Origin of the sequence: Geodermatophilus sp. DSM 45219 (genome assembly GCF_900104025.1) — a bacterium.
Taxonomy (GTDB): Bacteria; Actinomycetota; Actinomycetes; order Mycobacteriales; family Geodermatophilaceae; genus Geodermatophilus.
Map to the genome: position 1 here is coordinate 227303 of NZ_FNIQ01000003.1, position 15008 is coordinate 242310.

Genomic DNA, 15008 nt, shown 5'->3' on the forward strand with positions numbered 1-15008 from the left:
GCTACCTCACTGCAGGCCGAGGTCGGCCAGGGTGAACGCGGCCCGGTACTCCAGGCCCGCCTCCTCGACCGCGGCCCGCCCGCCGCGGTCCACGACGACGGCCACGGCGACCGGCTCGGCGCCGGCCTCGCGCAGCGCCTCGACGGCGGTCAGCGGGCTGGAGCCGGTGGTGGAGACGTCCTCGACCACCAGGACGGCGCGCCCGGCGACGTCCGGGCCCTCGATCCGCCGCTGCAGGCCGTGCGCCTTGCCGGCCTTGCGGACGACGCAGGCGTCGAGGAAGCCCTCGCCGGCAGCTGCCGCGTGCAGCATCGCCGTCGCCACCGGGTCCGCGCCCAGGGTGAGCCCGCCGACGACGTCGTAGCGCAGGTCGCCGGTCAGCTGGCGCATCACCCGGCCCACCAGCGGGGCGCCCTCGTGGTGGAGCGTCAGCCGGCGCATGTCGATGTACCAGTCGGCCTCCTGCCCCGACGACAGCGTCACCCGCCCGTGGACGACGGCGAGGTCGACGACGAGCTCGAGCAGCCGGTCGCGGTCGGGGTGCGCGGCCCCGTCCCCGGGTCCCGCCCCGCGGGACGAGGGGTGCGGAGGGAGGGGGTCCTGTGTCATCCGTCCGACCCTACTGACGACGACGCGGGCCGCCGTCCGACCGGAGTCGGACGACGGCCCGCGAGGTCAGCGGTGCCGGGCAGGCCCCGTCCAGAGGCTCGCCGCGAGCCTGCGAGCGGTGAGGAGGACGGGGTCCTTCGTCAGGCCTGGGCCGGGGCGAGCACCTGGTCGACGATGTAGACGGTGGCGTTCGCCGTCTGGACGTTGCCGCAGATCACCGAGGCCGGGGTGCCGGTCACAGTCTGGGCGACGGTGAAGTCCTCGCCGCTGCCCTCGATGGTGACCTCGTCGCCGTTGAGGGTGGTGTGGGTGCCGGCCAGCTCGTCGGGCGCCAGGCGGCCGTCGATGACGTGGTGCTGCAGGATCGCGGTCAGCTGGGCGTTGTCGGCCAGCACGGCCTGCAGATCGGCGGGCGGGATGGCCTCGAACGCCGGGTTGGCCGGGGCGATCACGGTGATGTCCTGGGCGCTGTTCAGCGTGTCCCCCAGGTTGGCGGCGGTGACGGCCTGCACCAGCGTGGACAGCACCGGGTTGTTGCTGGCCGCGGTGGCGACCGGGTCGTCGGTCATGCCGGTGAAGCTGCCCTCGCCGTCGGCCGGGACGGCGGTGCAGCCCTCGCCGAACGGCTCGGCGGCGGCCATGTCGGTGCCGCTCTCCGAGCTGGTCTCCGGCGCGGCCGACGACGACTCGCTGGCGCCGGTGTCGGTCGCGGCGCTGTCCGAGGCGGTGTCCTCGGAGCCACAGGCGCTGAGCGTGACGGCCATGCTCGAGGCGGCGGCCAGCATGACGGTGCGGGTGAGGATGCGCTTCACGGGGGATCTCCTTGGTCGTCGTGCGGGGGTCGGTGGCCCGCGCCCGGGGAGGGGCGGGGCCGCGCCTGCGGCCGGCGGCCGAGACGAGTTCGGGGGTGGGTCAGGTCGCGATGACCCGGATGGAGTGCAGTCCGCTCGACCCGTTCGGGAAGGGCGCGGCCCGCTCCTCGGTCTGGACCTCGCCGTCGGCGGTGGTGGCCCGGACGGTCAGCTGGTAGGCGCCGGGGGCGAAGTCGTAGGGGAGCACCCACTGCCGCCACAGGTCGGCGTCCACCTGCGGGGAGAGCTCCGCGGGCAGCCACTCGCCGTCGTCCACCCGGACCTCGACGGCGGCCACGCCGCGCGTCTGCGCCCAGGCGACGCCGGCGATGGGACGCCGGCCGGCGGCGAACCGGCGCAGCGGAGCGGGGGTGTCGATGCGGGAGGCGACCTTGATCGGCGCCACGGGGGCCCAGTCGCGCTCGGTCCAGTAGGCGTCGTAGGCGTCGTAGGTGGAGGCCTCGATGCCGACCATCCACTTGCAGGCCGACACGTAGCCGTAGAGGCCGGGGATCAGCATCCGCGCCGGGAAGCCGTGCTCGACCGGGAGCGGCTCGCCGTTCATCCCGACGGCGATCATCGCGTCCTCCACGTCGAGCGCCGAGCGGGTGGGGGCGCCGATCGTCATGCCGTCCGACGAGCGGCAGACCAGCTGGTCGGAGCCGGCCTGGATGCCGTTCTCGCGCAGGAAGGCCCCCAGCGGGACGCCGAGCCAGCGGGCGGTGCCGGCCAGCGTGCCCCCGACCTCGTTGGAGACGCAGGTGAGGGTGATGTCGCGCTCGATGAGGTCGGCGCGGCCGAGCAGCTCGTCGAGGGTGTGGCTGCGCGGGGAGTCGAACATGCCGGTCAGCGTCAGCCGGTAGTCCGACGGGCGGATCTGCGGCACGGTGATCGCGGTGTCGACCCGGTAGAAGTCACCGTTGGGCGTGAACAGCGGGGTCAGACCGTCGACGGTCTCGGCCAGGTCGGCACCGGCCGGCAGCGGCGCGGCCGGGGAGGCCGGAGCCGGGAGGGCGATCTCGGCTCGGGCGCTGCGGACGTCGAAGCGGTTCAGCAGCACCCGGCCCGCGCCGCCGGTGACGACGGCGGCCCCCACGGCGGCGCCGCTGGTGAGGAAGAAACGGCGGCGGTCGAGCCCCGCGCCCTTGCGGTCACCGGCGCCGAGGGCGCTGCGCAGCCGCTCGAGCGGCGCCTCGTCGGGACGACCGGTCGCGGTGGCCGCCGCCGGGACGGTGAGCGGGGCCAGGAGCGCCAGCAGCGCGACGATCCCGGCCAGGGCGCCCGCCAGGGAGGGCAGCGCGTCGATCGGGCTGCCGGCCGGGCCGGTCACCGCCGCGGCCGCACCGACCACGCCGAAGAGCGCGATGCCGGCCACCCCGACCGCCCGGCGACGGAGCGCCACGGTGCCGAGGACCGCCGCGTACAGGGCGATGACCAGCAGCGTGCCGACGACCAGGGCGATCTTGTCGTCCTCGCCGAAGGTCGCGATCGCGAACGCCTTGACCGGCTCCGGGACCAGGGTGATGACCGTGTCCCCCACCGCGACGACCGGCGAGGACTGCGGGCCGATCAGCCCGGCGACCAGCTCACCGACGCCCAGCGCGACGCCGGCGGCCAGCAGCCCGGCCAGGGCGGCGAGCGGGCGGCGGCCCTGCCGCCGCCCGCTCGCGCCGTCCGGCCCGGTCGCCGCGGCCGGGGCCTGCTCGGTGGTGGTCACGACTGGTCTTCGCGTCCAGCCGTCCTACGGGTTCACCTCCGCGGTAACGGTTCAGTAACAGTAGGTCAGCGCAGTCCGGCCTGCCGGCGGGCGGTCATCGCCCGGTACCACTCCGACGACGGCCGCAGCGCGAGCGCGACGATGCCGACGACCGTCAGCAGCAGCGAGATCACCGACAGCGCGTCGAGGAACCCGGTGCTCGCCCCGGCGGCGCCCAGGCCGGCCAGGCCGGCCAGCACGCTGAGCCCGCCCAGCACGAAGAGCACGATGCGCGCCCAGTTGCGCCCCTTCCAGGCGAACCAGATGAACAGCGCCTGGAGTGCGACGAGCAGCAGCCCGAGCACCGCACCGATCAGCAGGCTGGCCCGGACGACGTCCTCGGTGACCAGCGGGTCGTTCGCCGTGGCCACCGTCTCGGCGACCAGGCCGTCGAGGTCGGTGAACTGCAGCAGCGAGCCGATGAGCCCGAGGATCAGCGTGGCCATGAAGGCCCCGACGCCCACCCGCACCGTCGTGGGCCGCTCCGGCGCCTCCTGCGGGAAGCCGTGGCCGGGCGCCGGGGCGTTCGCGTACCCGTACGGCGGCGGGGCCTGCCACCCCTGCTGGGGTGGGTTCTGCCAGCCCTGCTGGGGGTCCTGCCAGCCCTGGGGCGGCGGGGGCGGCTGCCAGTTCTGCCCGGGCGGCGCCTGCCATCCCGGCTGTTCCTGCGGCGGCTGCCACCCCTGGTGCGGGTCCTGGCCGCCCTGCCCTGACGTCATCGTGCACTCCCTGTTCACTCGTCGGATCCCGCCCGCGATGATCACCCACCCCGCGACCCCGGGCCAGGGTCACGCGTCGATCGAGACCCGATCGGAGTGGATCGCGGCCGGTGGACGGGCAGCGGGCCCGGTGACGTGCTGGAAAGGCCCTGCTGCAGGAGCCCGCCCCGAGCGACTGCGAGGGGTGGGGGCAGGAGGGCCGTTCCTCAGCTGCGGCGGCGGACGGTGAGGCCCTGCTCGGCGAGGTCGTCCGGGGCGTCCACGACGACCTCGTCGCCGTCCCGGATCTCGCCGGACAGCAGCGCCCTGGCCAGCTGGTCGCCGATCGCGGACTGCACCAGCCGGCGCAGCGGCCGGGCGCCGTAGACCGGGTCGAACCCGTTGATCGCCAGCCACTCGCGCGCGGCGTCGGTGACCGTCAGCGTGAGCCGGCGGGCGGCCAGCCGGCGGGCGAGCACCCCGACCTGGATGTCGACGATGCCGGCCAGCTCCTCGCTGCCCAGTGCGCGGAAGACCACGACGTCGTCCAGCCGGTTGAGGAACTCCGGCTTGAAGTGCTGCCGGACCACCTCCAGGACCGCCTCGCGGCGCCGGCTCTCCTCGACCGACTGGTCGGCGATGAGGTGCGAGCCGAGGTTCGAGGTCAGGATCAGGATGGTGTTCCGGAAGTCCACCGTCCGGCCCTGGCCGTCGGTGAGCCGGCCGTCGTCGAGCACCTGCAGCAGGACGTCGAACACGTCGGGGTGTGCCTTCTCGACCTCGTCGAGCAGCACCACCGTGTAGGGCCGCCTCCGCACCGCCTCGGTGAGCTGTCCGCCGGCCTCGTAGCCCACGTAGCCGGGCGGGGCGCCGACCAGCCGGGCCACCGAGTGCTTCTCGGAGTACTCGCTCATGTCGATGCGGACCATCGCCCGCTCGTCGTCGAATAGGAACTCCGCCAGCGCCTTGGCCAGCTCGGTCTTGCCGACGCCGGTCGGGCCGAGGAACAGGAAGGACCCGGTCGGCCGGTCGGGGTCGGCCACGCCGGAGCGCGCCCGGCGGACCGCGTCGGAGACCGCACGGACGGCGTCGGGCTGGCCGACGACGCGCCGGCCGAGCTCGTCCTCCATCCGCAGCAGCTTCTGGGTCTCGCCCTCGAGCAGCCGCCCGGCGGGGATGCCGGTCCAGGCCTGGACGACCTCGGCGATGTCGTCGGGGCCGACCTCCTCCTTGAGCATCGAGTCGGTGCCGGCGACCGAGTCCTCGGCATCGGCCAGCGCCTTCTCCAGCTGCGGGAGCCGGCCGTAGCGCAGCTCGGCGACCCGGGCCAGCTCGCCGTCCCGCTCGGCCCGCTCGGCCTCCAGCCGCGCCCGCTCCAGCTCCTCCTTGATCTGCTGGATGCGGACGATCGCGCTCTTGTCCTGCTGCCAGCGGGCGGTCAGCTCGTCGAGCTGCTGGCGCTTGTCGGCGAGGTCCGCGCGCAGCGCGGAGAGCCGCTCGACCGAGGAGGGGTCGTCCTCCTTGGCCAGCGCCATCTCCTCGATCTCCAGCCGGCGGACGGCGCGCTCGACCTCGTCGACCTCGACCGGCCGGCTGTCGATCTCCATGCGCAGCCGGCTCGCAGCCTCGTCCACCAGGTCGATCGCCTTGTCCGGCAGGAACCGGGCGGTCACGTAGCGGTCCGACAGCGTCGCGGCGGCGACGATCGCGGCGTCGGTGATCCGGACGCCGTGGTGCACCTCGTAGCGCTCCTTGAGGCCGCGCAGGATGCCGATCGTGTCCTCGACCGAGGGCTCGCCGACGAAGACCTGCTGGAAGCGGCGCTCCAGGGCCGGGTCCTTCTCGATGTGCTCGCGGTACTCGTCGAGCGTGGTGGCGCCGACCATCCGCAGCTCGCCGCGGGCGAGCATCGGCTTGATCATGTTCCCGGCGTCCATGGCGGAGTCGCCGGTGGCCCCGGCACCGACGATGGTGTGCAGCTCGTCGATGAAGGTGACGACCTCACCCTCGGACTCGGCGATCTCGTGCAGGACGGCCTTGAGCCGCTCCTCGAACTCACCGCGGTACTTGGCACCGGCCACCATCGAGGCCAGGTCCAGCGCCATCAGCCGCTTGCCCTTGAGGCTCTCGGGGACGTCGCCGGCCACGATCCGCTGGGCGAGGCCCTCGACGATCGCCGTCTTGCCGACGCCGGGCTCGCCGATCAGGACCGGGTTGTTCTTGGTGCGCCGGGACAGCACCTGCACGACGCGGCGGATCTCGGTGTCCCGGCCGACGACCGGGTCGATCTTCCCCTCGCGGGCGCGCTCGGTGAGGTCGACGGCGTACTTCTCCAGCGCCTGGAAGGTGCTCTCCGGGTCGGGCGTGGTCACCTTCCGGGTGCCGCGCACGGTGCGGAAGGCGGCCAGCAGCGCGTCGCGGGTGGCGCCGGCGCTGGTCAGCACCGCGCCGGCCTCACCCCCGGCCCCGGCGAGGCCCACCAGCAGGTGCTCGGTGGAGACGAACTCGTCGCCCAGCGCGCCGGCCTGCTCCCCGGCGGCGTTCAGGACACGGAGCAGCTCGCGCGAGGGGGACGGCGCGGGCACGGTCGCGCCGCTGACGCTCGGCATCCGGCGCAGCGCGGCATCGGTCTTGGCCCGGACGTCGTGGACGTCGGCGCCCACGGCCTGGAGCAGCGGGCCGGCGATGCCGTCGGTCTGCTCGAGCAGCGCGGCGAGCAGGTGCAGGGGCTCCAGCGCGGCCTGGCCACGGTCGACCGCCAGCCGCTGGGCGGCCGTGATCGCCTCTTGCGAACGGGTGGTGAGCTTGCTCTGCATGGCGTGTGGGGGCGGTCCTCTCGGGAGGGGCCGGACGTCCGGCCCGGGTGCTGTCGAGCTGTCCAACGACCGAAGGGTTGAGTCTGTTCCACTCAACTCCACCGATCTCCTCCTCCCCGACCAGCGCGTTCCCCTCTCAGGGTCACGACGCGGGGGGCAACCCCCGGTACCCCAGTGGATTGACCCCTAGAATCTGAAGGATGACGCGTCTCCCGGCTCCGAGCGCGGTCCTCGAGGACCAGTTGTGCTTCGCGCTCTACGCCGCCTCCCGGGCGATGACCGCGCGCTACCGCCCGCTGCTCGACGCCATCAACCTCACCTATCCGCAGTACCTCGTGATGATGCTGCTGTGGGAGGAGGACAACCAGACCGTCGGTCAACTGGGTGCCCGCCTCTCACTCGACAGCGGCACGCTGTCCCCGTTGCTCAAGCGGCTCACCAGCGCCGGCCTGGTCACCCGCCACCGCCGGGTGGAGGACGAGCGCTCGGTGGCCATCGTGCTGACCGACGACGGCCGCGCGCTGAAGGACAAGGCGACCGCGATCTCCGAGGAGATCATCTGCGCGCTCGGCATGGACCGCGACGAGTTCGCGGACCTCAAGGCCAAGCTCGCCCTGGTCACCGAGCGGGTCACCACCAACTGACGGCCGTTGGGTTGTCCACCACGGACCGGGGTAGCGCACTCGCGACACACCCGTCCCGAGGAGGACCCATGCCCACTCGTACCGCGCGCACGGCCTGGAACGGCACCCTGCAGGAGGGCTCCGGCGAGGTCGAGCTCTCCAGCTCCAAGGTCGGCACCTACCACGTCTCGTTCCCCAAGCGCGCCGCCGAGGACGCCGACGGCACGACGAGCCCCGAGGAGCTCATCGCGGCCGCGCACTCGTCGTGCTTCGCGATGGCCCTGTCGAACGAGATCGCCAAGGCCGGCGGCACCCCGCAGTCGCTCGAGGTCGCAGCGGACGTCACCCTGGGCCAGAAGGACGGCGGCCCGCACATCACGAAGATCGCGATCACCGTCCGCGGTGAGGTCGAGGGCCTCGACGCCGCCGGCTTCGAGCAGGCCGCCCAGGCCGCCAAGGCCGGCTGCCCGGTGAGCAAGGCGCTGGCCGGCGTCGACGAGATCAGCCTGGACGCCACGCTCGAGTAGGAGAAGGACCCTCCTGCCCCCCGCCACTCGCAGGCTCGCGTCGGGCCCCTGCAGGAGGGCCGTTCCAGTCGGTCACCGGGGCGGCGGCACGAGCACCGACCAGCCGTGCCGCCGGACCCGCCAGGTCCGCGCCGCGACGCCCTCCTCGACCTCGCCGTCCGCGTCGAGGTCGATCGGGCCCCCGGTGACCGTCACCCGGGCGCCCCGCAGCACCAGGACGTCGGGCCGGTCGACGTGCTCCCCGGTCGCGAGTGCCGCCGCGAAGGCGGCGCGGGCCACCGGTCCGGTGGCGACCGACACCACCACGTCGGCCAGCCCGTCGTCCGGTGCGGCGTGCGGGGCCAGCGGCGTCCCGCCGCCGATCGAGCGGCCGGTGCAGACGCCGAGCATGAGCACGTCGCAGGTGCCGTCGGCCGCCCAGCCCTCCGCCGGGTGCGCGGCGACCCGGCCGTCGACCTCCACCCGGAGCGGCCACCCGGCGCTCGTCACCCCGGCCAAGGCCGCGCCGACCGGGTAGGCGGCCACCCCGAGGCGCTCCTTGAGCCGGTGGGCCTGCGCTCCGGCCCGCGCACCGACGCCGGCGTGCACCGCGTTGACCACCAGCCCACCGGCGTCGTCGACCAGCAGGTCCAGCGGCCGGGCCCGGCCGGCGAGGACGGCGGCGGCGCCCTCCACCGCGTCCAGCGGCAGGCCGAGGGTCCGCGCCAGGTCGTTGCCGGTGCCGCGCGCGAGGATGCCCACCGGCTCGGCCGGGTCGAGCCCGCCCGCGCGGTCCAGGGCCCGCGCCACGGCGTGCACCGAACCGTCCCCGCCGAGCACGACGACCCGCCGTCCGTCGCGGGCCGCGAGCGCCTCGTCCAGCTCGGCCCGCGACCCGGTGGCGGCCACCTCGACGTCCGCGCCGGTGCGCAGCGTCGCGACCGCGGCCTCGACGGCGCCGTCCCCGGCCGTGCCGGCGGACCGGTTGACCACCACCAGCAGCCGGGACCCGTCGCTCACCGGCGCACCGTAGCCGAGGAGGTGATCACCCGGGCCCGAACCGCCCCGGACTCCCTCGGGAGTGACGGCCTCCGCGCCGCTCGGGCCGGGACGCGCCGTGCTGCCCTCGGTCCGCCGAGGTCGAACGCCGATGGCCCAGGACCGCGGCGGTCCTGGGCCATCGGCGTTCAGCGGTGTCCGGCCACGTCCGGGGAGCGCCCCCGGCTCACGAGGGCCTCACGCGAGGGCCTGCAGCACCAGCTCCATCGGGTGCTGCGCGGTGCGCTGCGTGCCGTGGTGGATCTGCTGCCGGCAGGAGACGCCGGTCGCGGCGATCACCGCGTCGGCGTCGGCGGCGCGGACCGCGGGGAACAGCCGGTCCTCCCCCACCTGCATGGACACGTCGTAGTGCTCGGACTCGAAGCCGAACGACCCCGCCATGCCGCAGCAGCCGGCGTCGAGCTCCTGCACCGTGACGCCGGGGATCCGCTGGAGCAGTGCGACGGTCGCCGCCGTCCCGGCCTCGGCCTTCTGGTGGCAGTGGCCGTGGAAGACGATCGTCCGCCCGGACAGCGGGTTGTCCTCCCGCAGCCGGAGCCGGCCCGCGTCGATCGCCTCGACCAGCAGCTCCTCGGGCAGCCGCACGCGGCCCGCCACGTCCCGGACGTTCGGGTCGTCGGGGAGCAGCTCGACGTGCTCGGACCGCAGCGTGAGGATGCAGGAGGGCTCGCACCCGACGATCGGCGATCCGGGCTCGGACCCCGCGCACAGGTTGGCCGCGAGCTTCGCGGCCTTGCCGCGGGCGTCGTCCAGCAGCCCCTTGGAGATGCTCGGGCGGCCGCAGCAGCCCTGGCTCTCCAGCCGCACCGAGTGGCCGGCGGCCTCCAGCAGCCGGACGACGGCCTGCCCGATGCCCGGCTCGGTGTAGCTGGTGAACGAGTCCGCGAGCAGCGTGACCGGCCCCGCGGTGGGGGTGGCCGGCGCCCGGTGCTTGCGGAACCAGCGCGCCAGCGTCTGCCGGTGGAAGACCGGCAGGTCCCGCTGCCGGGCGATGCCGAGCCGGGAGTCCATCAGCGCCCGCAGCGGCGTGATCCGGCCCGGCAGGTTGGACAGCGGCGCGGTCGCCGAGCCGAGCTTGTTGAGCGTGCGGATGGCGCCGAAGGCCCGCGAGCGCAGCGGGGTGCCGTGGACGTCGTGCTTGGCCGCCAGCGCCTCGGCCTTCAGCGCGCTCACGTCCACGCCCAGCGGGCACTCGCTCTTGCACGCCTTGCACATCAGGCACAGGTCCAGCGCCTCGTGCAGCCGCTCGTCGGCCAGCGCGGTGTGCGGGTCGGGGTCGCTGAGCGCCTTGACGATCGCGTTGGCCCGGCCGCGGGTGGAGTGCTCCTCCATCCGCGTCGCGATGTAGGAGGGGCACATCGCGCCGGAGGTCGACTTCCGGCACAGCCCGATGTTCATGCACCGGTCGGCCGCGCCGAACATCCCGCCGACGACGTCGAACTGCAGCCGGGTGCGCAGCGGGCCGGGCTCCGGCCGGCTGGCGTCACGCAGGTGGTCGGTCATCGACGGCGAGTCGACGATCTTGCCGGGGTTCAGCCGGCCCTCGGGGTCGAACACCGCCTTGACCTGCCGGAAGGCCTCGTACAGCTCGTCGCCGAACAGCTCGCGGTTGAACTCACTGCGGGCCAGGCCGTCGCCGTGCTCGCTGGAGTTGACCCCGCCGTACTCGCGGACGAGGTCCTTGACCTCCACCGCGACCGAGCGCATGACCTCCACCTGGCCAGGCTGGGTGAGGTCGACGAAGGGCCGGATGTGCAGGCAACCGACCGAGCAGTGCCCGTAGAAGCCGGCCTCCAGGCCGTGCCGGTCCAGCACGTCCTTGAACCGGGCGGTGTACTCCGCCAGGTGCTTGGGGTCGACGGCGGTGTCCTCGACGAAGGCCAGCGGCCGGCGGGCGCCGACGGAGTTGGCCATGAGCAGGCCCAGAGCGGACTTGCGCACCTTGAGCAGCGCGGCCTGCTGGGCGGGGGTCACCGCGCGCAGCGTGTGGTAGCCGTGCCCGTTGCGCTCCCACAGGGCGGTCAGCTCGTCCATCTGGGCGACCAGCCCGGCCTCGTCGTCCCCGGTGAAGGAGACGAACAGCAGCGCGTCGGGGTCGCCGACCAGGATCCTGCCCAGCCCGGCGTACTCGATCTTCTGCCGGGAGAGGTCGAGGATCGTCCGGTCCAGCAGCTCGACCTGGGCCGGGTCGCAGGTCAGCGCGTCCTCGGTGGCGTTGATGGCGCCCTGGACGGTCTCGAAGTGGCCGACCGCGAAGACCGTCCGCGACGGCTTGGGCACCAGCCCGACCCTCGCCGAGGTGACGATGGCCAGCGTGCCCTCGGACCCGACGATGAACTTGGCCAGGTCGAACGGAGCCCCGTCGGCCAGCCGGTCGAGCCGGTAGCCCCCGGCCCGCCGCCAGAACTGCGGGAAGCCGGTCTGGATCGCCGCGGCGTGCTCGGTGACCAGCTCGGGCAGCCGGCGGTAGACCTGCGCCTCGAGGGTGTCGCCCTGCGCGCGGCGGGCCCGCTCGGCCTCGTCGACGACCCCGAAGGTCGCCGTCGACCCGTCGGCGAGGACGACGTCGACCTCCTGGACGTGGTCGATGGTCATGCCGAAGCGCACCGACCCGCTGCCGGCGGAGTTGTTGCCGATCATCCCGCCGATCGTCGCCCGGTTGGACGTCGAGGTGTCCGGCCCGAACATCAGCCCGTGCCGGGCCGCGGCGCGGTTCAGGTCGTCCTGCACCACGCCCGGCTCGACCCGGGCGGTGCGGCCCTCGGGGTCCAGCTCGGTGATCCGGTGCATGTGCCGGGACAGGTCGAGCACCAGCCCCGGGCCGACCGTCTGGCCGGCCAGGCTGGTGCCCGCGCCGCGGGCGAGGACCGGGACGCCGGCCTCCCCCGCCAGCCGGACGGCGGCGGCGACGTCGGCGGTGTGCCGCGGGTAGGCCACGCCCAGCGGCGTCATCGCGTACATCGAGGCGTCCTGGCTGAACAGGTGCCGCGTGTAGTCGTCGAAGGCGACCTCGCCGTCCAGCGCGCGGGTCAGCTCCCGCTCCAGCTCGTCCGCACCGGTCGCGGTGCGCTCCGGCGCGGTGGTCACGGCCGCTGCAGGCGGTCGAGGGCGGCCTGGAGGCCGGTGGGGTCGATCGCGACGCCGCTGCGGACCAGGCCCATCTGCACGCCCGCGAGGGTGCCGGCGAGCGTGAGGTCGTTGAAGTGGCCGAGGTGCCCGATCCGGAACACCTTGTCGGCCAGCTTGCCCAGGCCCGCCCCCAGCGACATGTCGTACTCGCGCAGGATCAGGTCCCGCACCGCGTCCGCCCCACCGTCGGGCATCCAGATGGCGGTCAGCGACCCGGAGTACTCCCGCTCGTCGAGCGCCAGCACCTCCAGCCCCCAGCCGCGCACCGCGGCACGGGTGGCCTCGGCGTGCCGGGTGTGCCGGGCGTAGACCTGCGCCAGGCCCTCCTCGGCCATCATGAGCAGGGCCTCGCGCAGCCCGTAGAGCAGGTTGGTGGCCGGCGTGTAGGGCCAGAAGCCGCGCTCGTTGGCGGCGATGATGGGCGCCCAGTCGAAGAAGGAGCGGGGCAGGCCGGCGGTCTTGCTCGCCTGGAGGGCCTTCTCGCTGACGGCGTTGAAGCTCAGCCCGGGCGGGAGCATGAGCCCCTTCTGGGAGCCCGCGACGGTGACGTCGACGCCCCAGCCGTCGTGCTCGTACTCGATGCTGCCCAGCGAGGAGATGGTGTCGACCAGCAGCAGCGCCGGGTGGTCGGCGGCGTCCAGCGCGGCCCGGATCTCCGGTACCCGGCTGGTGACCCCGGTGGAGGTCTCGTTGTGGACCACCATGACGGCCTTGATCTCGTGGCCGGTGTCGGCGGCCAGCCGCTCGCGCGCGGCGTCCGGGTCGGCGCCGTGCCGCCAGTCGCCGGGGACGAACTCGACCTGCAGGCCGAGCCGGTGCGCCATGTCCTGCCAGAGCGTGGCGAAGTGGCCGGTCTCGAAGGCCAGCACCCGGTCGCCCGGGGACAGCGTGTTGGTCAGCGCCGCCTCCCAGGCGCCGGTGCCCGAGGCCGGGTAGAAGACGACCGGCTGGGTCGTCCCGAAGACCGGCTTGACCGCCTCGAGGACCTCCAGGCCCAGCGCGGCGAACTCCGGGCCGCGGTGGTCGATCGTCGGTGCGGCCATCGCGCGGAGCACGCGGTCGGGCACGTTGGTCGGCCCGGGGATCTGCAGGAAGTGACGGCCACCGGTGCCCGTCGCCGTGGTCGGCATCGCATCGCCTCTCGCCAGGACGGTCCGGGCGACGCGCCCGGACTCCACGATGCGGGACGCTACTCCCACATGGTGGAGCCGTGTCGAGGAGCCTCGAACGGGCTGTGAGCCTTGACACAGGCGTTCCCCGTGCCTTGGATGTCCGATGAGCGAAAGACGCTTTCCACATAGCGGAACTTGGGCGGCGCCGGTGCGCTCCGCCCCGACGACCAGGGGCCAACGGTGTCCGTACAGCTAGTCCTGATCCTGATCTTGTTGGTGGTCTTCCTGATCGCCACCGTGCTGCCGGTCCACATGGGCGCCCTCGCCCTGGTGGCGGCCTTCATCGCCGGCTACTTCATCTACGGCCTCGACGAGGAGCTGCCGTACGACGACGCGATCTTCGGTTTCTTCCCCGGGTCGCTGTTCGTCGTCCTCGTCGGCGTGACGTACCTCTTCGCCATCGCGAAGAACAACGGCACGGTGGACTGGCTCGTGCACGCCGCGGTGAAGGCCTCCGGCGGCCGTTTGGTCGCGATCCCGTGGGCGATGTTCGCCGTCACCGGCGCGCTCACCGCGATCGGCGGCGTCGTGCCGGCGGTGGTCGCCATCATCGCCCCGGTCGGCATGTCCTTCGCCCGCCGGTACGGCATCAACCCGGTCCTGATGGGCCTGTTCATCATCAACGGCGCGACGGCCGGCGGGTTCTCCCCGCTGTCGGTCTTCGGCGTCATCACCAACACGGTGGTCGAGGAGAACGACCTGCCCGGCAGCCCGCTGTTCCTCTGGGGCGCCTCGATCGTCATCAACATCCTGCTGTCGATCCTGGTCTTCTTCCTCTTCGGCGGCCGCAAGCTGCTCGGCGGCGGCCGGGTCGACACGACCGACACCCGGGACGACGACTTCGTCGCGGCGACCGTGGCCGGCGACGCGACCGAGGACACCGGCGCGGACATCCCCGGCGGACCGGCCCGGCGCACCGCGGTGGGCAGCACGGGCACCGGTGGGGCTGCCGTCACCGGACGGACCGGCCGTGCGGCGGGCAGCCCGCAGCACGGCGAGCCGGGTCACCAGCACCCGCACGACGAGGACGACGACCGCGCCGAGACCAAGTCCGTGCAGACCGTGGCGGTGGCCGAGGAGCACCACGAGGAGCCGGTCACCACGCTGGACCGCGACCGCTCGCTGACCCTCGCCGGCCTGGTCCTGCTGGTCGTCGGCGCGCTCGTCTTCGACCTCGACATCGGCCTCATGGCGATCACCGTCGGCGTCATCCTGTCGCTGGTCGCCCCGCGCGGCGCGAAGGGCGCCGTGGGTCAGATCGCCTGGCCGACCGTGCTGCTGATCTGCGGCATCGTCACGTACGTCGGGCTGATGCAGGACCAGCAGGTCCCCGAGTGGCTGGGCGGGAACGTGGCGGCGCTGGGTCTGCCGCTCATCGCCGCGCTGCTGATCTGCTACATCGGCGGTGTCGTCTCCGCGTTCGCCTCGACCACCGGCATCCTCGGCGCGCTCATCCCGCTCGCCGTGCCGTTCCTGCAGGGTCCGGAGGCGGTCGGCGCGATCGGCCTGATCACCGCGCTGGCGCTGTCGTCGTCCATCGTCGACTCCAGCCCCTTCTCCACGAGCGGCGCCCTGGTGGTCGCGAACGCCACCGAGGCCGAGCGGGACCGGACCTTCCGCAACCTGATGGTCTGGGGCTTCTCGATGGTCGCGGCCATCCCGCCGGTCACCTGGCTGATCCTGGTGGTGCCCGGCTGGCTGTAGGACGACCCCCTCCCTCCCACCGCTCGGGAAAGGACCCCTTCCTCCCCACCGCTCGCAAGCTCGCGGCGGTACCCGGGAAGGGGCC

The 15008-nt window shown here is 73.8% G+C and carries 11 protein-coding genes; 3 read left to right on the top strand and 8 right to left on the bottom strand.

The window, feature by feature from the left end; all coding sequences use genetic code 11:
- Positions 1-6: 6 nt before the first annotated feature.
- The 5 genes from pyrE to clpB form a co-directional block, all read right to left on the bottom strand.
- Positions 7-609, bottom strand: a complete 603-nt coding sequence (pyrE, locus tag BLR12_RS10220; RefSeq protein ID WP_091377188.1) for an orotate phosphoribosyltransferase — start codon at positions 607-609, stop codon at positions 7-9.
- 140 nt (positions 610-749) lie between these two features.
- Complete coding sequence (locus tag BLR12_RS10225; RefSeq protein WP_218120616.1) at positions 750-1421, bottom strand: fasciclin domain-containing protein; 672 nt, start codon at positions 1419-1421, stop codon at positions 750-752.
- A gap of 100 nt (positions 1422-1521) precedes the next feature.
- Entirely contained in the window at positions 1522-3177 is a 1656-nt protein-coding gene (locus tag BLR12_RS10230) for a molybdopterin-dependent oxidoreductase (protein ID WP_218120617.1), read from the bottom strand.
- Between the two features lie 65 nt (positions 3178-3242).
- Positions 3243-3935 (bottom strand): proline-rich domain-containing protein, encoded by a 693-nt coding sequence (locus BLR12_RS10235; protein WP_091377191.1) that lies wholly within the window; start codon positions 3933-3935, stop codon positions 3243-3245.
- Positions 3936-4141: 206 nt separating this feature from the next.
- Complete coding sequence (gene clpB / locus BLR12_RS10240) at positions 4142-6730, bottom strand: ATP-dependent chaperone ClpB (RefSeq protein ID WP_091377194.1); 2589 nt, start codon at positions 6728-6730, stop codon at positions 4142-4144.
- A gap of 200 nt (positions 6731-6930) precedes the next feature.
- Between clpB and BLR12_RS10245 the strand changes: the two genes are divergently transcribed.
- Both BLR12_RS10245 and BLR12_RS10250 read left to right on the top strand, forming a co-directional pair.
- On the top strand, positions 6931-7374 hold the full coding sequence (locus BLR12_RS10245) for a MarR family winged helix-turn-helix transcriptional regulator (RefSeq protein WP_091377196.1): 444 nt from the start codon (positions 6931-6933) through the stop codon (positions 7372-7374).
- A 68-nt stretch (positions 7375-7442) separates the two neighbouring features.
- Entirely contained in the window at positions 7443-7880 is a 438-nt protein-coding gene (locus BLR12_RS10250) for an OsmC family peroxiredoxin (protein WP_091377199.1), read from the top strand.
- Between the two features lie 72 nt (positions 7881-7952).
- Here the strand turns inward: BLR12_RS10250 and BLR12_RS10255 are convergent, their stop codons facing one another.
- The 3 genes from BLR12_RS10255 to BLR12_RS10265 form a co-directional block, all read right to left on the bottom strand.
- On the bottom strand, positions 7953-8879 hold the full coding sequence (locus tag BLR12_RS10255) for a diacylglycerol/lipid kinase family protein (RefSeq protein ID WP_091377202.1): 927 nt from the start codon (positions 8877-8879) through the stop codon (positions 7953-7955).
- A gap of 216 nt (positions 8880-9095) precedes the next feature.
- The gene (locus BLR12_RS10260; protein WP_091377205.1) at positions 9096-12005 is read right to left on the bottom strand and encodes an FAD-binding and (Fe-S)-binding domain-containing protein; all 2910 of its coding nucleotides are present in this window, start codon (positions 12003-12005) and stop codon (positions 9096-9098) included.
- Positions 12002-13177, bottom strand: coding sequence for a pyridoxal-phosphate-dependent aminotransferase family protein (locus tag BLR12_RS10265; protein WP_091377208.1), 1176 nt, complete (start codon positions 13175-13177; stop codon positions 12002-12004). Before BLR12_RS10265 ends, BLR12_RS10260 begins: the two co-directional genes overlap by 4 nt.
- Before the next feature lie 222 nt (positions 13178-13399).
- Here BLR12_RS10265 and BLR12_RS10270 point away from each other — a divergent pair, with 222 nt between their 5' ends.
- Entirely contained in the window at positions 13400-14923 is a 1524-nt protein-coding gene (locus tag BLR12_RS10270; RefSeq protein ID WP_091377211.1) for an SLC13 family permease, read from the top strand.
- The last annotated feature ends 85 nt before the right edge of the window (positions 14924-15008 follow it).

Bases quoted from the DNA above. Each gene is read 5' to 3' on its own strand.
- pyrE (WP_091377188.1), bottom strand. From the start codon at position 609: ATGACACAGGACCCCCTCCCTCCGCACCCCTCGTCCCGCGGGGCGGGA.
- BLR12_RS10235 (WP_091377191.1), bottom strand. From the start codon at position 3,935: ATGACGTCAGGGCAGGGCGGCCAGGACCCGCACCAGGGGTGGCAGCCG.
- clpB (WP_091377194.1), bottom strand. From the start codon at position 6,730: ATGCAGAGCAAGCTCACCACCCGTTCGCAAGAGGCGATCACGGCCGCC.
- BLR12_RS10245 (WP_091377196.1), top strand. From the start codon at position 6,931: ATGACGCGTCTCCCGGCTCCGAGCGCGGTCCTCGAGGACCAGTTGTGC.
- BLR12_RS10250 (WP_091377199.1), top strand. From the start codon at position 7,443: ATGCCCACTCGTACCGCGCGCACGGCCTGGAACGGCACCCTGCAGGAG.
- BLR12_RS10265 (WP_091377208.1), bottom strand. From the start codon at position 13,177: ATGCCGACCACGGCGACGGGCACCGGTGGCCGTCACTTCCTGCAGATC.